General features: G+C 63.2%; 24 protein-coding genes. 5 read left to right on the top strand and 19 right to left on the bottom strand.

What is annotated here, in order from left to right:
* Window positions 1–3: 3 nt before the first annotated feature.
* From FYB76_RS26105 to FYB76_RS26065, 9 genes are all read right to left on the bottom strand, one after another.
* Window positions 4–912 carry a hydroxymethylglutaryl-CoA lyase gene (locus tag FYB76_RS26105; RefSeq protein ID WP_154135559.1) on the bottom strand — a complete coding sequence of 303 codons (909 nt, stop codon included), beginning with the start codon at window positions 910–912 and terminating at the stop codon, window positions 4–6.
* A gap of 52 nt (window positions 913–964) precedes the next feature.
* Window positions 965–1,474, bottom strand: a complete 510-nt coding sequence (locus FYB76_RS26100) for a YbaK/EbsC family protein (protein ID WP_154135557.1) — start codon at window positions 1,472–1,474, stop codon at window positions 965–967.
* Window positions 1,475–1,562: 88 nt separating this feature from the next.
* Window positions 1,563–2,492 carry an MBL fold metallo-hydrolase gene (locus tag FYB76_RS26095; protein WP_370516428.1) on the bottom strand — a complete coding sequence of 310 codons (930 nt, stop codon included), beginning with the start codon at window positions 2,490–2,492 and terminating at the stop codon, window positions 1,563–1,565.
* Between the two features lie 10 nt (window positions 2,493–2,502).
* The gene (locus FYB76_RS26090) at window positions 2,503–4,518 is read right to left on the bottom strand and encodes an acetyl/propionyl/methylcrotonyl-CoA carboxylase subunit alpha (RefSeq protein ID WP_154135556.1); all 2,016 of its coding nucleotides are present in this window, start codon (window positions 4,516–4,518) and stop codon (window positions 2,503–2,505) included.
* Between the two features lie 22 nt (window positions 4,519–4,540).
* Window positions 4,541–6,175 (bottom strand): carboxyl transferase domain-containing protein, encoded by a 1,635-nt coding sequence (locus FYB76_RS26085; protein ID WP_154135555.1) that lies wholly within the window; start codon window positions 6,173–6,175, stop codon window positions 4,541–4,543.
* An 80-nt stretch (window positions 6,176–6,255) separates the two neighbouring features.
* Window positions 6,256–6,672, bottom strand: a complete 417-nt coding sequence (locus FYB76_RS26080; RefSeq protein ID WP_154135554.1) for a YchJ family protein — start codon at window positions 6,670–6,672, stop codon at window positions 6,256–6,258.
* The gene (locus FYB76_RS26075; protein WP_154135553.1) at window positions 6,672–7,274 is read right to left on the bottom strand and encodes a 2-hydroxychromene-2-carboxylate isomerase; all 603 of its coding nucleotides are present in this window, start codon (window positions 7,272–7,274) and stop codon (window positions 6,672–6,674) included. The genes FYB76_RS26080 and FYB76_RS26075 overlap by 1 nt, the downstream gene beginning before the upstream one ends.
* Before the next feature lie 41 nt (window positions 7,275–7,315).
* On the bottom strand, window positions 7,316–8,500 hold the full coding sequence (locus FYB76_RS26070; RefSeq protein ID WP_039790199.1) for an isovaleryl-CoA dehydrogenase: 1,185 nt from the start codon (window positions 8,498–8,500) through the stop codon (window positions 7,316–7,318).
* A 113-nt stretch (window positions 8,501–8,613) separates the two neighbouring features.
* Entirely contained in the window at window positions 8,614–9,027 is a 414-nt protein-coding gene (locus tag FYB76_RS26065; RefSeq protein ID WP_008333608.1) for a MerR family DNA-binding transcriptional regulator, read from the bottom strand.
* Window positions 9,028–9,157: 130 nt separating this feature from the next.
* Here FYB76_RS26065 and FYB76_RS26060 point away from each other — a divergent pair, with 130 nt between their 5' ends.
* Window positions 9,158–10,222: an MBL fold metallo-hydrolase gene (locus tag FYB76_RS26060; RefSeq protein WP_154135552.1), complete on the top strand. Its 1,065-nt coding sequence runs from the start codon at window positions 9,158–9,160 to the stop codon at window positions 10,220–10,222.
* A 120-nt stretch (window positions 10,223–10,342) separates the two neighbouring features.
* Here FYB76_RS26060 and FYB76_RS26055 read toward each other — a convergent pair whose 3' ends face one another.
* The 3 genes from FYB76_RS26055 to def form a co-directional block, all read right to left on the bottom strand.
* The gene (locus tag FYB76_RS26055; RefSeq protein ID WP_195724724.1) at window positions 10,343–10,681 is read right to left on the bottom strand and encodes a hypothetical protein; all 339 of its coding nucleotides are present in this window, start codon (window positions 10,679–10,681) and stop codon (window positions 10,343–10,345) included.
* Between the two features lie 95 nt (window positions 10,682–10,776).
* Window positions 10,777–10,968, bottom strand: coding sequence for a hypothetical protein (locus tag FYB76_RS26050; RefSeq protein ID WP_154135550.1), 192 nt, complete (start codon window positions 10,966–10,968; stop codon window positions 10,777–10,779).
* 197 nt (window positions 10,969–11,165) lie between these two features.
* Window positions 11,166–11,684, bottom strand: a complete 519-nt coding sequence (gene def / locus FYB76_RS26045) for a peptide deformylase (protein ID WP_154135549.1) — start codon at window positions 11,682–11,684, stop codon at window positions 11,166–11,168.
* A 303-nt stretch (window positions 11,685–11,987) separates the two neighbouring features.
* Here def and dprA point away from each other — a divergent pair, with 303 nt between their 5' ends.
* The 3 genes from dprA to FYB76_RS26030 all read left to right on the top strand — a co-directional run bounded on the left by dprA (window position 11,988) and on the right by FYB76_RS26030 (window position 16,777).
* A complete protein-coding gene (gene dprA / locus FYB76_RS26040) occupies window positions 11,988–13,133 on the top strand; it encodes a DNA-processing protein DprA (RefSeq protein WP_229297106.1) in 1,146 nt (381 codons plus the stop codon).
* Between the two features lie 86 nt (window positions 13,134–13,219).
* Window positions 13,220–13,696, top strand: a complete 477-nt coding sequence (locus tag FYB76_RS26035) for a DUF494 family protein (RefSeq protein WP_088755453.1) — start codon at window positions 13,220–13,222, stop codon at window positions 13,694–13,696.
* 402 nt (window positions 13,697–14,098) lie between these two features.
* Entirely contained in the window at window positions 14,099–16,777 is a 2,679-nt protein-coding gene (locus FYB76_RS26030; RefSeq protein WP_154135547.1) for a DNA topoisomerase III, read from the top strand.
* 76 nt (window positions 16,778–16,853) lie between these two features.
* On the opposite strand, the gene FYB76_RS26025 is transcribed toward FYB76_RS26030, so the two are convergent.
* Window positions 16,854–17,630 (bottom strand): exodeoxyribonuclease III, encoded by a 777-nt coding sequence (locus tag FYB76_RS26025; protein WP_154135546.1) that lies wholly within the window; start codon window positions 17,628–17,630, stop codon window positions 16,854–16,856.
* A 174-nt stretch (window positions 17,631–17,804) separates the two neighbouring features.
* Between FYB76_RS26025 and pyrE the strand changes: the two genes are divergently transcribed.
* On the top strand, window positions 17,805–18,464 hold the full coding sequence (gene pyrE / locus FYB76_RS26020) for an orotate phosphoribosyltransferase (RefSeq protein WP_088755456.1): 660 nt from the start codon (window positions 17,805–17,807) through the stop codon (window positions 18,462–18,464).
* 91 nt (window positions 18,465–18,555) lie between these two features.
* Here pyrE and FYB76_RS26015 read toward each other — a convergent pair whose 3' ends face one another.
* The 6 genes from FYB76_RS26015 to FYB76_RS25990 all read right to left on the bottom strand — a co-directional run.
* Window positions 18,556–19,056 carry a LapA family protein gene (locus tag FYB76_RS26015; RefSeq protein ID WP_145605720.1) on the bottom strand — a complete coding sequence of 167 codons (501 nt, stop codon included), beginning with the start codon at window positions 19,054–19,056 and terminating at the stop codon, window positions 18,556–18,558.
* A 211-nt stretch (window positions 19,057–19,267) separates the two neighbouring features.
* A complete protein-coding gene (locus FYB76_RS26010) occupies window positions 19,268–19,792 on the bottom strand; it encodes a peroxiredoxin (RefSeq protein ID WP_034340016.1) in 525 nt (174 codons plus the stop codon).
* Between the two features lie 165 nt (window positions 19,793–19,957).
* On the bottom strand, window positions 19,958–20,617 hold the full coding sequence (locus FYB76_RS26005; protein ID WP_145605714.1) for a BON domain-containing protein: 660 nt from the start codon (window positions 20,615–20,617) through the stop codon (window positions 19,958–19,960).
* The gene (locus FYB76_RS26000; protein ID WP_039782952.1) at window positions 20,610–21,206 is read right to left on the bottom strand and encodes a phosphoheptose isomerase; all 597 of its coding nucleotides are present in this window, start codon (window positions 21,204–21,206) and stop codon (window positions 20,610–20,612) included. Before FYB76_RS26000 ends, FYB76_RS26005 begins: the two co-directional genes overlap by 8 nt.
* 123 nt (window positions 21,207–21,329) lie before the next feature.
* Complete coding sequence (locus FYB76_RS25995; protein WP_154135544.1) at window positions 21,330–21,698, bottom strand: YraN family protein; 369 nt, start codon at window positions 21,696–21,698, stop codon at window positions 21,330–21,332.
* A 7-nt stretch (window positions 21,699–21,705) separates the two neighbouring features.
* A partial coding sequence (locus tag FYB76_RS25990; RefSeq protein WP_154135543.1) for a penicillin-binding protein activator occupies window positions 21,706–22,745 on the bottom strand: 1,040 nt, incomplete at its 5' end.

The following is a 22,745-nucleotide window of genomic DNA, read 5'->3' as shown; positions in this document are numbered from 1 at the left end:
CCCTCACCCCACCCGCTTAGCCGCCAACGCATTCCCCACCCTGCTCACCGACTTGCGCCCCAGCTGCTGCGAGATGAACTGCCCCGCCTCGGCCACCGCATCCAGGTCAATCCCGGTCTCGATTCCAAGCCCGTTCATCATGTACAGCACATCCTCGGTCGCCACATTGCCAGTCGCGCCCTTGGCATACGGACATCCCCCCAGCCCCGCCACCGACGCGTGATAGATGCTGATCCCCGCCTGCAGACTGGCATAGATATTGGCCAGCGCCTGTCCATAAGTATCGTGGAAGTGACCCGACAAACCTTCGATATGGAATTCACGGATCGCCGTCTCCATCACAGGCCGCACCTTGCCCGGCGTGGCTACGCCGATGGTGTCGGCAATATCGATCTCGTCACAGCCCAGCTCGCGGAACCGCCGCACCACGTCGGCCACCGCCTCCAGCGGGACTTCCCCCTGGTACGGACAACCAAACGCACAACTCACCGCCGCACGCAGGCGCTTGCGATGGTCCTTGGCGGCCTTGGCCACTTCGGCAAAACGTTCGATGGATTCGGCAATGGAGCAATTGATGTTCTTCTGCGAGAACGCCTCAGAGGCCGCGCCGAAAATCACCACCTCATCCACCCCCGCCTCCAGCGCCGCCTCAAAGCCCTTCATGTTCGGCACCAGCGCCGAATACACCACGCCCGGCTTGCGCGTGATGCCATGCATGACCTCGCTGGAGGTCGCCATCTGCGGCACCCACTTGGGCGAGACGAAAGAAGCCGCCTCCACATTCGGAAAACCCGCCGCCGAAAGCCGGTTGACCAGCTCGATCTTGACCTCGGCGGAAATGGTTTCCTTCTCGTTCTGCAAACCGTCGCGCGGTCCGACTTCAACGATCTTCACTTTCTTGGGCAGGCTCATCATGCGGGTCTCCGTTGGGGTTGTTGTAATGCGTGGATGGCTGTCGAACAGTTCAGCTGGCCGCTGGCGCGGCATCGAGGCGCACATCGGCCACCGTGCCGCCGGTCATCTTCTCCAGCTGCGCGGCCGTGAGGTTGAAGACGGCATGCGGATGGCCGGCCGCCGCCCAGACACTGTCAAAGTTGAACAGGTCACGGTCGATCAGCATCACCGGCTTGATCACGTGGCCAATGGGGCAGACGCCACCGATGGCATAACCGGTCGTGTCGCGCACGAACTTGGCATCGGCCTTGCCGAGCGGGCCGGTCAGGGCGGTGACTTTGGCTTCGTCCACCCGGTTGGCACCGCTGGCAATGACCAGCACGGGCGCACCGTCAGCCACGCGCCGGAAGATGATGGACTTGGCGATCTCGGCCACGCTGCAGCCCACGGCAGCAGCGGCTTCAGCCGAGGTGCGGCCGGTCGAGGGCAGCATCGTGACCGGTTTGTCATGGCCCATCGCCGCCAGCAGGTCGGCAACGCGTTGGGCGGAAGAGGGCAGGGCGGCAGCAGGTTCGTTCATGGCGATATCAAGTAGGCGCAAGGCCGGCAGCAGGACAAGCCGGAAATGATAACAGCACCCCCGCCCCCTCTGCCGCGCAGGCCCGCATTCAGCGATCCAGCAGGAACACGCCATCGCTGGCCGCCGCTCCCGCCTTCTGCAGTTGCACCACGCACCAGTCGGCCAGGGCCGCATCCTCCATCTGCAGGAAGCGGGCATTGGTGATGCGCAGCAAGGGAATCTCCCGCATCATCGCCGGCAAGTCCGCCAGTGCAATCCGGCCACGTTCCAGCAGCAGGAATTTCACCAGGACCTTGATGCCATTGTGCGCATTGCGCAGTGGATCGGCCTGCAGATAATCCAGCCGCGAGAAGGCCTTCTCCAATGCATCGCCCACCTCGCTGAAGGGCGCGCCATGGCCGGGGATGACGGTGCGCACATCGAGGCTGCGGATCAGTTCCAGCGTGGCGCGCGCCTCCTCGAAACCGGATTCGCCATCCAGCTCCGGAAAGATGATCCCGAAGCCATTGCGCCACAAGGCATCGGCCGAGATCAGCACACCCTCCTGCGCGCAATACAGCAGCAGCGCATGCGGGTCGTGGCCCGGTGCGGCCAGGGCGGTCCAGTCGAGGTCTCCCAGGCGCACCACATCGCCGCTGCGCACCAGCTGGTCGTGCGCAAAGCGCGGGCAACGCTGGCCGGTGGCGCGGTAGCTCAGGGCGTCTTCGTCCCAGCGGCGCACCTTGTCATCCTCGGCGGCGGGGATGGCGATGCGGCAGCCATAGGCGGCGTGGAGCGCGGCATTGCCGCCGCAGTGGTCGGAATGCAGATGGGTATTGAGCAGCACATCGAGCCGCTCACGCCCGCGCTGGTGCAGGACGTGGCGCACCAGTGTCTGCGTCTGTTCGGCATGGGCAACGTAGCCGCTGTCGATCATGGCGACTTCATCGCGACCGAACAGCAGCACGTTGTTGGATGACAGCCAGCCCCGCTCCAGCACGTGCAGCGAGGGTGGCAGGCGCAGTGCGGAGGTGTTCACGGCGCGCTGCTCACGCGGCCTTGAAGTCCAGCAGCTGCGCTCCTTCGGCCACCTGGTCGCCAACCGCGTAGCGCAGCGCTTCCACGGTGCCGGCCGAGGGGGCGGCGATGGTGTGTTCCATCTTCATGGCTTCCATGATCAGCAGCGGCGTGCCTTGCGTGACGCTCGCGCCCTGGTCCACCAGCAGCGCGACGATCTTGCCGGGCATGGGCGCGGTCAGGCGGCCGCCCTCGGCCTCGGTGTGGCCGGCGTGGGCCATCGGGTCGGGCAGGCGCAGGCTGTGCTGGCTGCGGCCATCGAAGAGGTGCAGCCCTTCGCCCTCCCAGGCCACATCGGCTTGCAGGGTGCGGCCGTCCAGGGAGATGCGCACGCTGTCGGTATTGGCCACATGCAGGGCCAGCGTGTGCGTGTTGCCCCCGATCTGCAATTGCCATTGGCGGCCGTCGCCGGCGTAGTCGATCCGGACCTCGTTGTTGCCTGAGTCATGTTCGAAATTCAGGCGGCGCTGCAGGCGGGTATTGAGACGCCAGCCACTGGTCTGTGCCCAAGGGTCGCGGCTGTCCTGGTTACGCTGCTCCCGTCTCAGCAGGGCTGCGGTGGCCAGGGCCAGCGTGTCGGCTGTGGGTGCGATCGGGGCAGGGAAGAGCGCGTCGCGGTGACGTTCGATCAGGCCGGTATCGAGATCGGCGGTCGCAAATGCCTGGCCTGCGATCAGCCGCTGCAGGAAGCCGATGTTGGTTGCCAGCCCGACCACCTGGTACTGCGCCAGCGCACGCGCCATGTTGCGCAGGGCGGCGTCACGGTCCGCGCCCCAGACGATGAGCTTGGCGATCATCGGATCATAGAAGGGCGAGATGGCATCGCCCTCGCGCACACCGGCATCGATGCGCACGGCCGCCGGTTGCGTGGCACCGGGTGCGGCCAGCGCGAATTCCACCGCAGGGGCGCTGCGCATGCGGGTGAGCGTGCCGATGGCGGGGAGGAAACCTTTCTCGGGATTCTCCGCATAGATGCGCGCCTCGATGGCGTGGCCCTGGATGCGCAACTGCTCCTGCTTCAGCGGCAGCGGCTCGCCCGATGCCACGCGCAATTGCCACTCCACCAGGTCCAGTCCGGTAATCATTTCCGTGACGGGGTGCTCGACTTGCAGGCGCGTATTCATCTCCATGAAGTAGAAAGTGCCGTCCTGGTTGGCGATGAATTCCACCGTGCCGGCACCGACGTAGCCGACGGCACGGGCAGCGGCGACGGCTGCCTCGCCCATGGCGGCGCGGCGGCCGCAGCTCATGCCGGGGGCCGGGGCTTCTTCCAGCACCTTCTGGTGGCGGCGCTGCACCGAGCAGTCGCGCTCGAAGAGATAGACGCAATGGCCGTGGCCATCAGCAAAGACCTGGATTTCGATATGGCGCGGACGGGTCAGGTATTTCTCCACCAGCACGCGGTCATCGCCGAAACTGGAAATCGCCTCGCGCTTGCAGGAGGCCAGTGCCGCCTCGAAATCTTCACTGCGCTCGACCACGCGCATGCCCTTGCCACCGCCACCAGCGCTGGCCTTGAGCAGCACCGGGTAGCCGATGCGGTCGGCTTCGGTACGCAGGAAATCGCTCTCCTGGCGCTGGCCGTGATAGCCCGGCACCAGCGGCACGGCGGCTTTTTCCATCAAGGCCTTGGCCGCAGATTTGGAACCCATGGCCTCGATGGCCGAGGCCGGCGGGCCGATGAAGACCAGGCCGGCATCGGCGCAGGCCTGGGCGAAGCCGGCGTTCTCCGACAGGAAGCCGTAGCCGGGGTGGATCGCTTGGGCGCCGGTGGCGAGTGCGGCGGCGATGATCTTGTCGGCGCAGAGATAGCTTTCCTTGGCCGGGGCCGGGCCCAGGTGCACGCTCTCGTCACAGGCGGCCACGTGCTTGGCCTGGGCGTCGGCATCGGAATACACGGCCACGGTGGCGATACCCAGGCGGCGGGCGGTGGCGGCCACGCGGCAGGCGATTTCGCCGCGATTGGCGATCAGGATCTTGGTGAACATGGTGTCTCCTCGGTGGCGCGCTTCAGATGCGGAAGACGCCGAATCGGGTCTCTTCGATGGGGGCGTTCAGGGCAGCGGACAATCCCAGCGCCAATACCTGGCGGGTATCGGCAGGATCGATCACGCCGTCATCCCACAGGCGCGCCGAGGCGTAATACGGATGGCCCTGGGTTTCATATTGGGCGCGGATGGGCTCCTTGAAGGCGGCTTCCTCTTCTGCGCTCCAGCTGCCGCCGCGCGTTTCGATGCCGTCGCGCTTGACGGTGGCCAGCACGCTGGCGGCCTGCTCGCCGCCCATCACCGAGATGCGCGCATTGGGCCACATCCACAGGAAGCGCGGCGAGAAGGCGCGCCCGCACATGCCATAGTTGCCCGCACCGAAACTGCCGCCAATGATGACGGTGAGCTTGGGCACTTTGGCGGTGGAGACGGCCGTGACCATTTTTGCACCATGGCGTGCAATGCCCTCGTTCTCGGCCTTCTTGCCGACCATGAAGCCGGTAATGTTCTGCAGGAAGATCAGCGGGATCTTGCGCTGGCAGCACAGTTCGATGAAGTGCGTGCCCTTCTCGGCCGCTTCCGAAAACAGGATGCCGTTGTTGGCGATGATGCCCACCGGCATGCCGTGCAGGTGCGCGAAGCCGCACACCAGCGTGGTGCCATAGCGCGCCTTGAATTCATCGAACTCGCTGCCATCGACGATGCGGGCGATGACCTCGCGCACGTCGAAGGGCTTGCGCGTATCGGTGGGGATCACGCCATACAGTTCCTGCGCCGGATACTTCGGTTCCACGCTCTCGCGCAGGGCCAGCTGCTGCGGCTTGCGGCGGTTGAGGTGGCTGACGATGTTGCGCGCGATGGCCAGGGCGTGGGTGTCATCCTGGGCCAGGTGATCGGCCACGCCCGAGAGGCGCGTATGGACGTCGCCGCCGCCCAGTTCTTCAGCCGTCACCACTTCACCGGTGGCCGCCTTGACCAGCGGTGGCCCGGCCAGGAAGATGGTGGCCTGTTCCTTGACGATGATGGACTCATCGCTCATGGCCGGTACATAGGCACCGCCTGCGGTGCAGGAACCCATCACTACGGCGATCTGCGCAATGCCCTTGGCCGACAGGTTGGCCTGGTTGTAGAAGATGCGGCCGAAGTGGTCGCGGTCGGGGAAGACCTCATCCTGGTTGGGCAGGTTGGCGCCGCCGCTGTCGACCAGGTAGATGCAGGGCAGGTGATTGAATTCGGCAATCTCCTGGGCGCGCAGGTGCTTCTTGGCCGTCATCGGATAGTAGGTGCCGCCCTTGACGGTGGCATCGTTGCAGACGATCACGCACTCCTGCCCGGCCACGCGGCCGATGCCGGTGATGATGCCGGCCGAGGGCGCGGCATCTTTCAGGTTGCCTTCGCGGTCCTTCTCGCGGTACATGCCGTAGGCAGCCAGCTGCGAGAATTCCAGGAAGGGCGTGCCCGGGTCCAGCAACATCTGCACGCGCTCGCGCGGCAGCAGCTTGCCGCGTGCCACGTGCTTCTCGCGCGCGGCCTGGCCGCCGCCTTCGGCGATGGCGGCTACCTTTTCGCGCAGGTCGTCGACGATGCGCTGCATGGCATCGCGGTTGTGCTGGAATTCCTCGCTGCGCGGGTTGAGCTTGCTTTCAATCTGCGGCATGGTTCTGTCTCTCTGTTCAGTTTCTTGTTGTGCTGCGGGGCGCACCGGTGCTGGCTTGGCGGGGTATGGTGCAGAAAACGTCAGTCCTCCGGGAAGCGCCCATCCACGTAATACCAGCGGGCCTGGCCGCTGTCGTCGGGCTGGCGCACGAAGTTGCTGATCTCGTGCAGGCGGTGCGCTTTTCCGCCGACCTTGAAGCGCGCCACGAATTCGACGGTCGCCTCATCGCTGCCGCTGGCGTGCTGGTGTTTCTTGATGTCCAGGCCGATCCACTTGACGTCGGTTTCGCTGGTCAGTTCTTCTTCCGGCAGCGTGTCAGGGAACCAGGTCGCGCGCAGGTAGGCTTCATCGCGCAGGGCGAAGGCGCTGTAGCGCGAGCGCATCAGCAGTTCGGCCGTGGCCGGCACCTGGCCGCCGGTGATGAAGCGGCCACAGCATTTCTCGAAGCTGGGCTGGCCGCAGGGGCAGGGGCCGGATTTGTCTTTCTTGGTGCTCATCAGATCTTTCCGTTCTTGAGGAAGGCTTCCAGCTGGGTGAAGCGGTCGAAGCCCCAGAATTGTTCGCCATCGACGATCATGAAGGGCGAGCCGAACACGCCGGCCTTGCCGGCGGCCTCGGTGGCTACGCGCAGCTGCTCCTTCAGTTCGGGCGTGCCCAGCGCCGTTTCCAGTGCGGCGCGGTCGATGCCGTTGTCGGCGGCGATACGCAGCACGTTCTCGGGCACGCTGATGTCGATGTCTTCGGTGAAGTAGGCGCTGTACAAGGTCTTGATCAGGTCCACCGCCTTGGCCGGCTGGGTCTGCTGCACCCACAGCGTGGCGCGCGCAGCGACCTGCGTGCCGATGGGGAACTGGCTCGGCGCCTTGTAGAAGATGTTGTGGAAGCGCGCAGTACGCTCCATGTCGTGGCGCGAGTAATCGCCCTTGACCGGGATGGTGACCAGCGAATTGGTCCCCAGTGCCTTGAAGATGGGACCCAGCAGGATGGGATGCCAGTTGACGCTGCGGCCGTATTTCGCGGCCAGCTTGTCGATTTCGACCGCAGCGAAATAGCCGTAGGGCGAGCTGAAGTCGAAGTAGAAATCGATGGGTGTACTCATGATGTCCGTCGTGTCTGAAGTTTGAAAAGAGGCGAGGGCGCTTACAGCGTATCGGCAAACAGTTCGCGGCCGATCAGCATGCGGCGGATCTCGCTGGTGCCGGCACCGATCTCGTAGAGCTTGGCGTCGCGCCACAGGCGGCCCACGGGATATTCATTGATGTAGCCATTGCCGCCCAGCGACTGGATCGCTTCGCCCGCCATCCAGGTGGCCTTCTCGGCCGAATAAAGGATGGCTCCGGCAGCGTCCTTGCGCAGGGCGCGCACCTTGTCGGCGCTGTCGGCGCGGTCACAAGCCTGGCCGACCGCATAGACATAGGCCTTGCAGGCCATCATGGTGGAATACATGTCGGCCAGCTTGCCCTGCATCAGCTGGAATTCGCCGATGGCCTGGCCGAACTGCTTGCGGTCATGCACGTAGGGCACCACCACATCCATGCAGGCTTGCATGATGCCCAGCGGGCCGCCGGAGAGCACGCTGCGCTCGAAGTCCAGGCCCGACATCAGCACGTTGACGCCACGGCCGACGCCGCCCAGCACGTTTTCTTCCGGGACTTCGCAATCCTGGAACACCAGTTCGCCGGTGTGGGAACCGCGCATGCCGAGCTTGTCCAGTTTCTGCGCGACGGAAAATCCTTTATACCCTTTCTCTACCAGGAAGGCGGTCATGCCGCGCGCACCGGCGTCGAGATCGGTCTTGGCATAGACCACCAGCACGTCGGCATCGGGGCCATTGGTGATCCACATCTTGCTGCCGTTGAGCACATAGCGGTCGCCCTTCTTGTCGGCGCGCAGTTTCATGCTCACCACATCCGAACCGGCATTGGGTTCGGACATGGCCAGCGCACCGATGAAGTCGCCCGAGATCAGCTTGGGCAGGTACTTGCGCTTCTGCTCTTCGTTGCCATTGCGCTTGATCTGGTTCACGCACAGGTTGGAGTGGGCGCCGTAGGACAGGCCCACCGACGCCGAGGCGCGCGAGATTTCTTCCATCGCGATGATGTGCGCCAGGTAGCCCAGTCCGGCCCCGCCGTACTCCTCGCCCACGGTGATGCCCAGCACGCCCAGGTCGCCCAGCTTCTTCCACAGGTCCATGGGGAACTGGTCGCTGCGGTCGATCTCGGCGGCGCGCGGGGCGATCTCCGTTTGGGCGAAGGCGGCGACCGCCTCGCGCAGGGCGGCGATGTCTTCGCCATGGTCGAAATTGAGGCCGGGCAGGTGGATCATGGGTGTCTCCTCGTTGGGTGTTTGGGGAATTCTTGTTGTGTTGTGCAACGATCGCTGTTGCTTGACGTTAACGTCAATGGGGCCGGGATGCGCGGCGGCAGATGCCGTTTGCGTCAGGCCGCTACCGCCTTGCGTTTGCTCTTCGGTTTGGCATCGGCCAGCAGTTGCCGGCATTCCTCTTCGTGGGCGGCGATTTCGGAGAGGGTCAGTTCGAGGTCCTCGCGCTGCTGCTCCAGTTTTTCGCGATGCTGTTGCAGCAGGCCCAGGAAGCGTTGCAGCTGGGGCTGGGTATCCTTGGGCGACTCGTACATGTCGATCAGGTCCTTGATCTCGGCCAGCGTGAAGCCCAGGCGCTTGCCGCGCAGCGTGAGCTTCAGGCGCGTGCGCTCGCGCGCGGGATAGACGCGATGCCGCCCGCCCACCCCTTCGCGCTTGGGATTGAGGATGCCGTGGTCTTCGTAGAACCGGATCGCGCGCGGCGTGATTGCGAATTCTTCCGCCAGTTCGGTGATGGTGTAGGTAGGCATGGACGGGATGGATTGGGTTGGTCTGGCACTTTACGTTAACGTAAAGTATATTGTGCCCTGTCGTCCAGCAAAAAATGCAGGGCTGGTGCGACGCCTTTGACCTCCCTCTTGATGATCGCCAGGCTTACTGATGAACGCTCTTGAATCCCAGCTCGACTACGCCTTCGGCGACACCCTGCCCGAAACCGGCCACACCATGCAGGTGGCACCGGGCGTGCGCTGGCTGCGCATGGGGCTGCCCTTTGCCTTGAATCACATCAACCTGTGGTTGCTGGAAGACGAGCTCGATACCCCGCAAGGCCGCCAGCGCGGCTGGACCGTGGTCGATTGCGGCATCGCCACCGACGATACGCGCGCGGCCTGGGAGCGCATCTTCACTGAAGAACTCGATGGCTTGCCCATCCTGCGCGTGCTGGTCACGCATTGCCATCCCGACCACGTGGGCCTGGCCGACTGGCTGTGCCAGCGCTGGCAGGCGCCGCTGTGGATGAGTACCGGGGATTACGCCTTTGCGCGCGTGATGTCGGCAGCCTTGCCGGGGGCCGAGGGCACGGCGGCCACGCCGCATTTCCAGCGGCATGGCCTGGCCGATCCCGAGACGGTGGCGACGCTGCAGGGGCGCAATACGTATTACCAGGACCTGGTGCCGTCGGTGCCGCACGCGTATCACCGCATGCAGGATGGCCACGCGGTACGCATCGGCGGGCGGGACTGGGAGATCATCACCGGGTTCGGGCATTCGCCGGAGCACGTGTCGCTGTATTGCGCGGCGCTCAATGTGCTCATTTCGGGGGATATGGTCTTGCCGCGCATCTCCACCAATGTGTCGGTGTTTGCGATCGAGCCGGAGAGCAATCCGGTGCAGCAGTATCTGGATTCGCTGGCGAAGTACGCGCACCTGCCGGCTGATGCGCTGGTGCTGCCCTCACACGGCAAGCCCTTCCGTGGCTTGCATACGCGCATCACGCAGTTGAACGATCACCACCGCGCGCGCCTGGCTGAAGTGCTGGAGGCTTGCGCCACACCGCAGACGGGCGTGGATATCCTGCCGGTCATGTTCAAGCGGCCGCTGGATACGCACCAGCTGTCCTTTGCGCTGGGAGAGGCGGTGGCGCATCTGCACAAGCTCTGGTATGACGGCGCGGTGAAGCGTTGGCTGGGGGAGGATGGGGTGTATCGGTTTGTGGCGGTGTGAGCTTTTCGAGGCACAGTACTGGTGCATTAAGAGACTCTTGTCTTCAGCACGGCTCTCAATTACGGATGAGCCCTTGGCACAGAATCGCTCAAGTTGCTGTGGGCAAAACGACGGACTCATCTACTCGTCGTAGTCGCCGACATAGCGAAGCACGCAATATCTCCCAGTTTTTCCAAGGATGCTGATGGGAAAAATATTTCCTCTTACAGGGGAGAGCAGATATACCTCGAGATTGGGATTTTTGAAATTCATTCGGAAATAGTCGATCAATTCTTTAATAGTTTTATCTCCCTTGATCACAATGCCATCTACGAGAAGATCAAGGGGCAGGAGAGTCTCTCCATCATCCAAAGACATCTTGACTGGCATCTTCTGGTCTTCGAACGAATAAAGATCTCCGACCAGGTTCCAGATGGTCTTTCCGCGAGTGTTCCAATCCACCTTCGTATCATTGCTCATCATCAGCACCCGCTGTCATTCATGAGACTGCATTTTGGGAAGACCGCTTTCGAGAGTTCTCTAGCGTCTTGATTGCTTCTGTAGCTTGGCGCAATTCAACCACCAGAAAGAGAAGCAGGAAAATTTTCCATGGTCAGGAATTGCTCGACCGCTCTTTTCACTTCGCCCTGTGGGAATGCATGGCGATGTACCGTTTTTCCCCAATCGCTCGAGCAAAGGAGAATGTCATTCTTTCCGCACGCAAACAGGAAAAACCGCCAACCCTTGTCGCTGATCTCTGAATACATCGATAACTCTGCCGTAGCAAAAGCTGCCGGTGCTCTCTGCTACGTCATACCAGAATGCGAAATGGTGCGGAATTCCGGCCGGTATGGCCGACTCCTGGTTTTTATTCGTTCATCGGTCAGCCGGCAAAAAAAACGCCGACCGGGCATTCACCCGGCCGGCGTCTGCGCCGATGCATTGCATTAGGTGCTAGCAAGTCCTAGCCCGCCTTCTTCTTCATCTCGCGCTCTTCCTTCTGCAGCTTGGTCTTGATGCGGTTGCGCTTCAACGGCGACAGATATTCGACGAAGACCTTGCCCTTCAGGTGATCCATCTCATGCTGGATGCACACGGCCAGCAGCTCATCGGCATCGACCTCGAAGGCCTTGCCGTCGGCATCGAAGGCGCGCACCTTCACGCGGGCCGGACGTTCCACGCCGTCGTAGATGCCGGGCACCGACAGGCAGCCTTCGTCGTAGACGCGCTTCTCTTCGCTGGCCCAGACGATCTCGGGGTTGATGAACACTTGCAGGTTCTTGCCTTCGTCGGAAACGTCGATGACCACCACCTGTTCATGCACATCCACCTGGCTGGCCGCCAGGCCCACGCCGGGGGCGGCATACATGGTCTCGGCCATGTCGGCCACCAGCTTCTTGATGCGCTCGTCGAAGACGGTCACGGGGACGGCAACCTTGTGCAGGCGCGGATCGGGATAACGGAGGATGTTCAGCAGGGCCATACGTGTGTTCTCGGTAAGCTTGGGGTTCGGTCTCGGGGGACCTGGTTCGGGCCGGATCTCGTCATTTTGCGAGCGTGCGGGAAATTCATTTCGGGATTTGTCATGTAAATGCGGCCGAAGCGCGATGCTTCAAGCACGGCCACCGCACAATGCCGGTCCTGGCAGGCCTGTGCGGCGTGGCGCGGCGGCCAGGAGATTCCCGTTTTTCGGAAAAGTGTATCACAGCCCGCCACAGGCCCGCCCGGAGAGCCGCGCCGCACGGCCTTGAGCGGGCGGCCGATGTACAACACTTCATTTATCCCCATGCAAGAGCCTTTCCACGACGATATGGCCGATCCGGCCACAGAATTGACTGCCTGGCTGCGCCTGGCCATGACCGAGGGCATCGGGCCGGTGCTGGCGCGCCGGTTGCTGGCAGTGTTCGGCTTGCCGCAGGGCATCTGGCAGGCCGACCCGGAGGCCTTGCGGGCGGTGGCGCCGCCTGGGGTGGTCGCCCGCCTGTTGAGCACGCCGAGCGTACAGCAGCGCGAGCGCATCGCCGTTACGCTGGCCTGGGCGCAGGTGCCGGGACAATCCGTCATCACGCTGGCCGATGCAAACTATCCGCCGGGCTTGCTGCAGATTGCCGATCCCCCCTTGCTGCTCTACGTGCGCGGCAATCCGGCACTGCTGGCGGGCAATGCGCTGGCCGTGGTCGGCAGCCGCAATGCCACGGCCCAGGGCGTTCAGCACGCAGGACGGTTTTCCGAAGAGCTCAGCCGTGCGGGCATCACCATCGTCTCCGGGCTGGCGCTGGGCATCGACGCGGCGGCGCATGCGGGGGGATTGGCCGGGCCGGGTTCGACGGTGGCCGTCATCGGCACCGGCATCGACCTGGATTATCCCCAGCGCAATCGCGCGCTGGCACAGCGCATCGCCGAGGGTGGCTGCATCATCAGTGAATATGCGCTGGGCACGCCGCCGCTGGCGGCCAACTTCCCTCGCCGCAACCGCCTGATCTCGGGCTTGTCGCGCGCCGTGCTGGTAGTGGAAGCGGCAGCCCGGTCGGGGTCGCTCATCACCGCGCGCATGGCGGCTGAACAGGGGCGCGATGTGTTCGCCATTCCCGGTTCCATCCATGCGCCGCTGTCCAAGGGGTGCCATCAGCTGATCCGGCAAGGCGCCAAGCTGGTGGAGACCACGCAGGATATCCTCGATGAATTGCCCGGCTGGCCAAGCTTGCCGAAGCAGCAAGCTGTCGTGCAGGCAACTTCATCTCGAGTCATGGAAGAGCTCGATGCGACAAGCCAACATCTACTGCAGAGCCTGGGTCACGACCCGGTCGATGCCGATACCCTTGCCCAGCGCTGCGGCCTTGATCCGGCGGCCCTGGCAGGGAGTTTGCTAACACTGGAACTGCAGGGTTGGGTGGAGCTGCTGCCGGGTGCACGTTATCGTCGCCTGGCGTGAAGAAATTATCCCCGCAGCGCCGCAAATCCTGCCATACTGACCTTGGCTGACTTGTACATTCATAACCTTCGCGATAGAGTACGAACATGTTTGATGTCCTCGTTTACCTGTACGAAACCTACTATCGCCCTGATGCCTGCCCCGAACCCGAGGCGCTCGTCAAGAAGCTGTCCGCGATTGGTTTCGAAGAAGATGAAATCTCCCAGGCACTCGGATGGCTGACTGATCTTGAAGTCGCCAATCACGAATTCGCCGACAACTATCCCCGCCAGACCGCCTTTTCCTTCGGTACGCGCATCTATGCGACACAGGAAAGTGACATTCTGGGCGTGGAAGCCATCGGTTTCATCCAGTTCCTCGAATCGGCCAAGATGCTGGACGCGATCCAGCGCGAGATCGTCATCGAGCGCGCCTTGGCTGCCGGTGAAGCGCCGATCGGCCTGGAAAAGCTCAAGGTCATCGTGCTGATGGTGCTGTGGAGCCAGGGCAAGGAACCGGACGGCCTGATGTTCGAGGAGCTGTTCCTCGACGAAGACGATACCGAACCGCGCCTGCTGCACTGAACGCACCGGCCTGGCACGTGCGACAGGGCTGGGAGGGAGCCTTGCTGACAATGTGCTGACGCCGCACCCCGGCGCTGTTGCTTCATTTCAAGCCATTTAGGCATGAATGAACATAAAAGCCGCCGAAAGCGCATGAATCACCGAAACGGCAAGCCCTTGTGCTTGCCGTTTCATTTGCATCACGCTTATCATTCCCCCGCATTGGCCTGATATTGGCTACTATATAAAAATTCCGTTGTCCACAGGCAATGAAACGCCGGCCACTTGCGTAGCTTGCCGCCGCCTATCGTTGACCGCCTGGGATGGCATGGTGTTGTTTCGGAGCAGTCCGGCCCCACGTGAGGCTGATGCCACTGCCGCAGCACACCAGCAACTGACCTCTCACCACCGAGACCCATACCTATGAGCAAGACCCTCATCATTGCCGAGAAGCCCTCTGTCGCGAACGACATCGCGAAGACGCTCGGCGGCTTCACCAAGCACGATGAGTATTTCGAATCCGACGAGTACATCCTGTCCTCGGCCGTCGGTCACCTGCTGGAAATCGCAGTCCCCGAGGAATACGACGTCAAGCGCGGCAAGTGGAGTTTTACCCACCTGCCGATGATTCCGCCGCACTTTGCGCTCAATCCGATTGCCAAGACCGAGTCGCGCCTGAAGGTGCTCTCCAAGCTCATCAAGCGCAAGGATGTGACCACCCTCATCAACGCATGTGACGCGGGCCGCGAAGGTGAACTGATCTTCCGCCTGATCGCGCAATACACCAAGGCCAAGCAGCCGGTGAAGCGCTTGTGGCTGCAATCGATGACGCCGGGTGCCATCCGCGAGGGCTTTGCCCATCTGCGCGATGATGAAGAAATGCTCCCGCTGGCCAATGCCGCGCGCTGCCGCAGCGAAGCTGACTGGCTGATCGGCATCAACGGCACCCGCGCCATGACCGCCTTCAATTCCAAGGAAGGCGGCTTCTATCTCACCACCGTGGGCCGCGTGCAGACGCCGACCCTGTCCATCGTGGTCGAGCGTGAAGAGAAGATCAAGAAGTTCGTCCCGCGCGACTACTGGGAAGTGCACGCCGAATTCGTCTGCGCCGCCGGCATCTACAAGGGCCGCTGGCTGGACAAGGGCCACAAGAAGGATGAAGCCGATCCCGAGAAGCGCCCCGAGCGCCTGTGGAGCAAAGCGGCTGCGGACTCCATCGTGGCCGCCTGCCGCGACAAGCCGGGCAATGTCACCGAGGAATCCAAGCCAACCACGCAGATGTCTCCGGGCCTGTTCGACCTGACCAGCCTGCAGCGCGAGGCCAACTCGCGCTTCGGCTTCTCGGCCAAGAACACCCTGGGCCTGGCCCAGGCGCTGTATGAAAAGCACAAGGTGCTGACCTATCCGCGTACCGATTCGCGCCACCTGCCCGAGGACTACATCAACACGGTCAAGGACACCATGGAGGCGCTGGCGGAGAACAACAATTATCACCAGTTCTCCAAGCAGATCCTGAAGCAAGGCTGGGTCAAGCCCAACAAGCGCATCTTCGACAACACCAAGATCAGCGACCACTTCGCCATCATCCCGACCACCCAGGTGCCCAAGAACCTGTCGGAGCCGGAACAGAAGCTCTACGACCTGGTGACGCGTCGCTTCATGGCGGTGTTCTTCCCGCCGGCCGAGTTCCAGGTGACCACCCGCTACACGGAAGTGTCGGGCCACCAGTTCAAGAGCGAAGGTAAAGTGATGATCAACCCCGGCTGGCTGGCCATCTACGGCAAGCAGGTCGAGGAAGACGACAAGGACAAGGAAGGCGGCGGCAACCTGGTGGCCGTGGCCCCGGGCGAGAAGGTCAAGACCGACAAGGTCACCGCCAATGGCCTGGTCACCAAGCCGCCCGCCCGCTACACCGAAGCCACGCTGCTGTCGGCCATGGAAGGCGCGGGCAAGCTGGTAGATTCGGATGAACTGCGCGAAGCCATGGCCGGCAAGGGCCTGGGCACGCCGGCGACGCGTGCGGCCATCATCGAAGGCCTGCTGAACGAAAAGTACCTGCTGCGCGAAGGCCGCGAAATGATGCCCACCGCCAAGGCCTTCCAGCTGATGACGCTGCTGCATGGCCTGGGCGTGGACGAACTGACCGAACCCGAACTGACCGGCGAGTGGGAACACAAGCTGGCCCAGATGGAACGCGGCAAGATCAGCCGTGACGAGTTCATGCGCGAAATCGCGCAGATGACCCAGATCATCGTCAAGCGCGCCAAGGAATACGACAACGACACCATCCCCGGCGACTATGCGACCCTGCAGACGCCTTGCCCCAACTGCGGTGGCGTGGTGAAGGAAAATTACCGTCGCTTCGCCTGCACCAAGTGCGAATTCTCGATGAGCAAGGTGCCCGGTGGCCGCCAGTTCGAGATCGCCGAAGTGGAAGAGCTGCTGCAGAATCGCACCATCGGTCCGCTGCAGGGCTTCCGCTCCAAGATGGGCCGTCCGTTTGCGGCCATCCTGAAGATTTCGCGCGACGAAGAGATCAAGAACTTCAAGCTGGAATTCGACTTCGGCCAAGACCAGGCCGAGGGCGAGGGCGGCGAGCCGGTGGACTTCAGCGAGCAGACGCCGCTGGGCGCCTGCCCCAAGTGCGGCAGCGGCGTCTACGAAATGGGCCTGGCCTATGTGTGCGAGAAGACCGTGGCCAAGCCCAAGGCCTGCGACTTCCGCAGCAGCCGCATCATCCTGCAGCAGGAGATCCTGCCGGAGCAGATGGCCAAGCTCCTGAACGACGGCAAGACCGACCTGCTGCCGGGCTTCATCTCGCAGCGCACGCGCCGGCCTTTCAAGGCCTTCCTGGTGCGTGGCAAGGATGGCAAGATCAGCTTCGAGTTCGAGGAACGCAAGGCCAAGGCGCCCGCCAAGGGCAAGGCCGCTGCAGCGGACGCTGATGATGGTGCCGACGAGGCAGCCGCCAAGCCGGCCGCCAAGAAGACGGCGACCAAAACGGCAGCCAAGACCACCGCCACCAAGACCAAGGCGGCCGCGGCCAAGAAGCCGGCCTTGCGCAAGGCGACACCGAAGAAGGCAGCCGCTCCCGACGCCTGATTTCCGGCCGGCCGGAAACGACAAAGCCCTCGCACTTCACGGTGCGAGGGCTTTTTGTTGGCGAGCCCAGTGTGGCTTAGTCGCCGTACACCACCGTCAACGGCGCATGATCCGAGAAGCGCTGCTCCTTGTAGATCGCTGCGCTCACCGCCTTGGCCGCAATGCCCGGCGTGGAGACGTGGTAATCGATACGCCATCCCACGTTGTTGGCCCAGGCCTGGCCGCGATTGCTCCACCAGGTGTAGGCTTCGCCGGTGGTCTCCGGGTGCAGGCGGCGATACACGTCCACCAGGCCCAACTGGTCGAAGATGCGCGTCATCCAGGCGCGTTCTTCCGGCAAAAAGCCTGAATTCTTCTGGTTGCTCTTCCAGTTCTTCAGGTCGATTTCCTTGTGGGCGATGTTCCAGTCACCGCAGATGACCACTTCGCGGCCGCTCTTTTCCAGTTCCATCAGGTGCGGCAGGAAGGCTTCCATGAAGCGGAACTTGGCTTCCTGGCGTTCCTCGCTGGAGGAACCCGAGGGCGCATAGAGCGAGATCACGGTCAGGTCGCCGTAGTCGCATTCGACATAGCGGCCTTCGTCATCGAATTCGGTATTGCCGAAGCCGATGCGCACCGAGTCCGGCTGGCGGCGGCTGTAGACGCCCACGCCCGAGTAGCCCTTCTTCTGGGCATAGTGGAAATGGCCGACATAGCCGGCCGGGGCCAGGAAGTCTTCGGTCATGTCAGCCGCCTGGGCCTTCAGTTCCTGCACGCAGACGAAGTCCGGCGCTTCCTTTTGCAGCCACTCGAAGAAGCCCTTCTTGGCGGCTGAACGGATTCCGTTGAGGTTGGCGGAGACGATTTTTGGCATGGATATCCTGTTTGCTTGCTGCAGAAGTGTGTTCAATCAGGCCGGTAGCATAACCGATAGGATGAATCATTTAAAATGGCGGCCTGATGAAGGCTTTGCCACCGCGCTGCCTTGCCTGGCGGCAAGCGGGCGTGGTCCGCACCTTCCGTTTTGACTCTTCCCGGGAAATGCATTGTGAGCAACTTGAGACAGGAATTCATCGAATTCGCGGTATCGGCCGGCGTGCTGCGCTTTGGCGAATTCGTCACCAAGGCAGGCCGTACCTCGCCTTACTTCTTCAACGCCGGCCTCTTCAGCGAGGGCGCGACCCTGGCCCAGGTGGCCCGCTTCTACGCCCAGACCCTGCAGGATTCGGGCGTGGAATATGACATGCTGTTCGGCCCCGCCTACAAGGGCATCACCCTGGCTTCGGCTACCGCCGTGGCGCTGGCCGGCATGGGCCGCAACGTGCCTTTCGCCTTCAACCGCAAGGAAGCCAAGGATCACGGCGAAGGCGGCACCATCGTCGGCGCCAAGCTGCAGGGCAAGGTCGTCATCATCGATGACGTCATCTCGGCCGGCACCTCGGTGCGCGAATCGGTGGACATGATCCGCGCCGCCGGCGCCACGCCTTGCGCCGTGCTGATCGCGCTGGACCGCATGGAGCGCTCGGGCAAGGATGGCGCGCTCTCCGAACTGTCGGCCGTGCAGGAAGTGGCGCGCGAATACGACATGCCGGTCATCTCCATCGGCAACCTCAATGACCTCTTCGAGTACATCTCCAGCGGCGGCGATGCTCGCCTGAGCCAGTACAAGGATGCGGTGGCAGCGTATCGGACCCGTTACGGCGTCTAAGTGCCCTGGAAATGCCGCTAAAAGGCATTAAATGAACAAAAAGGGCTGGATCCGCGAGGTTCCAGCCCTTTTTACGTACGCGTTGGAAGAATTACGCCAGATTCTGGGGCAGGGTAGTCACGCGCTGGCGCTGCAGGCGGTCATCGAGCTCGCCGACCTGGGCCGCGACGGCGTTTTCGGTCTGTTCCACGCGCTGGTGGATGTCACGCTGCAAGGCGTCCAGGCGCTGCGCCAGCAGGGTTTGCTGCTCGGTCTGGCGCCGTTGCAGCTGCTCCAGTTCGGTCTTCAGGTAGCCGCGCAGGTCATTGAAGCGCGAATGCTCGGCCTGGTCGGCCAGGGCGCGCTGGGCTTCCAGCTGCTTGGTCAGGCGGCGGCTTTCCAGCATCACGCTGGTCTGCAGGGCCAGGATGTAGAGCAGGAAGAAGGCCGTCAGCACCACCACCACGCCCAGCATCACCGCGCCCAGCGGCGCCTGGAATTCGGTGTAGATCAGCGAGAGCGTGGTCGTGGCCGTAAAGGCCGTCCAGTTGACGGCGGCAAAGATGGCGACCAGCGCCAGCAGCACGATGAGGAAAATGGTCCGGAATTTCATGGCGGCCTCCTTGTGTTGTCGATGTTGTCCAGGATGTCGGCAGGCACTGGCATCAAAAGGTGCTTGTCTTGGCGACAATATGAATTTCTTGGACTGCGACAGGGGCGGGGATGTTCCTTGCTGCTTGTCATCCTGCCAACTTGCATCAGGAGGGCGGGCATGAAAAAGCCAGCATCGCGCCGGCTTGCAAGCGGGGAAGAGCGCTGCGGTCTCAGGCCGCCAGTGCCTTTTCCAGCAGCTGGTGCAGTTCGGCGAATTGCGGCTCACCGACGTAGCGCTTGATGATGTTGCCATCCTTGCCGATGACGAAGGTGGTCGGGGTCAGCTTGACGTCGCCGAAGGCCTTGGCCAGCGTGTCTTGCGGGTCCAGTGCGACCTTGAAGGGCAGCTTGCGGGTTTCGGTGTAGTTCAGCACGTAGTTGGGCGGGTCATAGCTCATGGCCACGGCCACGAAGTCCAGGCCACGGTCCTTGAACTTGTTGTAGGTGTCGATCATCTGCGGCATCTCGCCCACGCAGGTGGTGCAGCTGGTGGCCCAGAAATTGACCATGACCACCTTGCCGCGCAAATCCTTCAATGCCACCTGCTGGCCATCGAGCTTGGTGAAAGTGACATCGGGCGCGGCATTGCCGGCATTGACCTTGAAATAGGCGAAGGCAGCGACAGCGGCCACCACCAGGACGGCTGCCAGCTTGATCATGAGACCGCTCTTGGGAGCGTTGGCCTGTGCTTGCATGGGAAACTCCGGATCCGGACTGCGGGAAGAGGCCTGCCACTGCATGCGCAGCCTCGTTGAACTGAAGCATTATAGACCTCGCCGCAGAATCCTGCGGGCGGCCGCTCCACGTGAAAACCGCCGGACTCGCCGGCGGTTTGACCTGCATCAGGTGCGCAACTGCAATCAACTGGTGGACTTGTTCTCGCTGGCCGGCTTGCGCTGGTAGTCCTTCAGTTCTTCCTCGCTGATATATTCGAACAGGGTCACGACCTTGTTCACACCCGAGACGCCGCTGGCGATCTGGGCCGCACGCTGGCCTTCACGCTGGGTCACGCGGCCCAGCATGTAGACGATGCCGCGTTCGGTGGTGATCTTGAAGGCGCTGGAGTACAGCGTCTTGTCGTCCACCAGGCTGGCCAGGACCTTGCTGGTGATGAGCGCGTCGCTGGAGCGCGAACCGAAGCTCGACGACGGGCCCACTTCCAGTTCGTTGTACACCGTATCGACGTTCTGGATGGCCTTGGTTTCACGCTCGGCGGCGGCCTTGGAGGCTTCGTCCGGCACTTCGCCCGAGAGCAGCACCTTGCGGTTGAAGGCCGTCACGTTGACGTGGGAGCCGGACGCCACCACTTCGGGAATGCGGGCTTCGCCCTTGACCACGATGGACTTGTCTTCCGTCTGCGCGCCCAGGGTGCGGCGGTCGGTGGCGGCAAAGGTGGTGGCCAGCGCACCGCCGGCAAACACCGCAAAACAGCCCTGCAGGCTCATGGCCACCATGCCGCCGAGGGCTACTGCCGCCAGCGGGCGGCGCAGGCGGGTCAACAAGGATCGTGCATCACTCATTCGCATCATCTCCAAAAAGCGCGACGTCGATACCGTCGCAAATGCAGTGCAGCGACACCAGATGCACTTCCTGGATGCGCGCAGTGCGTTCATGCGGCACACAGATATGCACATCGGCGTCGGTCAGGATCTTGCCGATCTTGCCGCCACCCTTGCCGGTCAGGGCCACCACGCGCATGTCGCGTTCGTGCGCCACTTCGATGGCGGCCAGGATGTTGCCCGAATTGCCCGAGGTCGAGAAGGCCAGCAGGATGTCGCCGGCCTGGCCGAAGGCCTGGACTTGCTTCGAGAAGATTTCCTGGTAGCTGTAGTCGTTGCCCACGGCGGTGAGGATGGACGTATCGGTGGTCAGCGCCAGGGCCGGCAGCGGCAGGCGCTCGCGTTCGAAGCGGCCCACCAGTTCGGCGGCGAAGTGCTGGCTGTCGGCGGCCGATCCGCCATTGCCACAGGCAAGAATCTTGTTGCCATTCGACAGTGCAGTGAACATTAGTTCAATCGCCTGTTCGATCGGTTGGGCCAGAACACTGGCGGCCTTCATCTTCAGGTCGGCGCTTTCCTGGAAATGGGCGAGGATGCGGGGATTTGTCATAGTGCCTGCGATTATAGAGGACTTGAACGCGGCCAAGTCCGGGCAATTCGTAAAGAGAAGTTTCCGGAATCCGGTCGCACATGATACGCCAGGCGCCTGCGGTCGCGCCAAAACGCCCGTTGCTCAGGCCTCGATGGCGTTGCGCAGCCACTGCAGCCGGTCGCCTTCAAGCGCCACCACGTCAAAGCGGCAGGCTGGCAGTCCGGATTGCCCTTGCAGCCAGACCTGGGCGGCCACCAGCAGCCGTCGCTGCTTGGCCGGCGTCACGCTGGCGGCCGCACCGCCATAGGCGCTGCTGGCGCGGGCGCGCACTTCGACGAAGACGATGGTGCTTCCTTCACGCAGGATCAGGTCGATCTCGCCGCCCTTGCAGCGGAAATTGCGCTGGACCAGTTGCAGCCCCTGCGCTTGAAGGTAGGCCAGCGCCCGGTCCTCGCCCTCGTCCCCGGTGCGCTGGCGCGCCGTGCGCCGCAGCAGGCTGCGCAGCGCCATACCGGCCTCAGTACTGGTCGGCCATCGGAACCGGCCAGCCGTCCTGGTAGACGGCCTGGGTTTCCTGGCGCTGGAAGAAGGTGGTGCCGCCGCTGACCATGTTCACGTTCAGCCGTCCGGTGACGCCGTCGATGTCGAAGCCGGATTGCTTCTGGGCGATGCCGTAGGCCACCCGGTAGGCATCGATGCCCAGGGCGTACAGGCGGGCCAGGTCGGGATTGGGGCGCTCGTTGTCATTGACGGCCGGGCGCGGGTAGCGGGCCACGGCCACGTTGTCCGGCTGCAGCTGCCAGGGGATGTCGATGAGACGCACGCCATCGAGCTCCGGCAGCTTGTCGTTCGGGTTGTCGCGCTTGAGGGTATAGGGATTGATCTGCGAAGTGCCGTACAGCGGCAGGTCATTGCCCACGGCGCTACGCAGTTGCACGGTCTGCGCCGCATCCAGGGCGACGAAGATCAGGGCCGGCTTTTCCTGCTCCACGCGCTTGGCCAGTTGGGCCAGGCCGGGGGCGGAGAGGGCGTTGGAGGGCGTGCTCAGTTCCAGCGTTTCCACCTGCAGGCCAAGCTGGCGCGCGCGCAGCTGGAAGGAGCGGGCGGCGCGCTTTTGCCACGCGGTGCCGGTGGAGATGGCGAAGATCTTGCCGGGGGCCTTTTCCTTTTCGACCCAATTGGCGACCTGGCGCGCTTCCTCGTCGATGGACAAGCCCACGGCCAGCATCTGGGGCGGCAACTGCAATTCGGTTTCGCCATTCATGTCCGGCTGCGCCAGCGCCACCGTGGGTTTGCTCACGCGGCCGCTCTGCGCCACGGCGGTGACGGCGGTGCGCGAGAGCGGGCCGACCAGGATGTCGAACTTGGCCGAGGCCTCGTCATAGGCGCGCTGCATGTCGGGAGCCGAATCGCCGGTCTCGACGATGGCCAGCTGGATGTTTTCCTTCTGGCGCGAATAGGCCGTCAGGAAGCCCGTGCGCACCGCGTCGGCCGCTGCGCCGAAGGCACCGCTGCGTGAGGGCAGCAGCAGGGCGATGCGCACCGGTGCCGGGGTGG

The organism is Herbaspirillum sp. CAH-3, assembly GCF_009668275.1.
Taxonomy (GTDB): Bacteria; Pseudomonadota; Gammaproteobacteria; order Burkholderiales; family Burkholderiaceae_D; genus Herbaspirillum; species Herbaspirillum aquaticum.
Note: the sequence above shows the minus strand (reverse complement) of the source record. Positions and strands in the feature narration are given on the sequence as shown.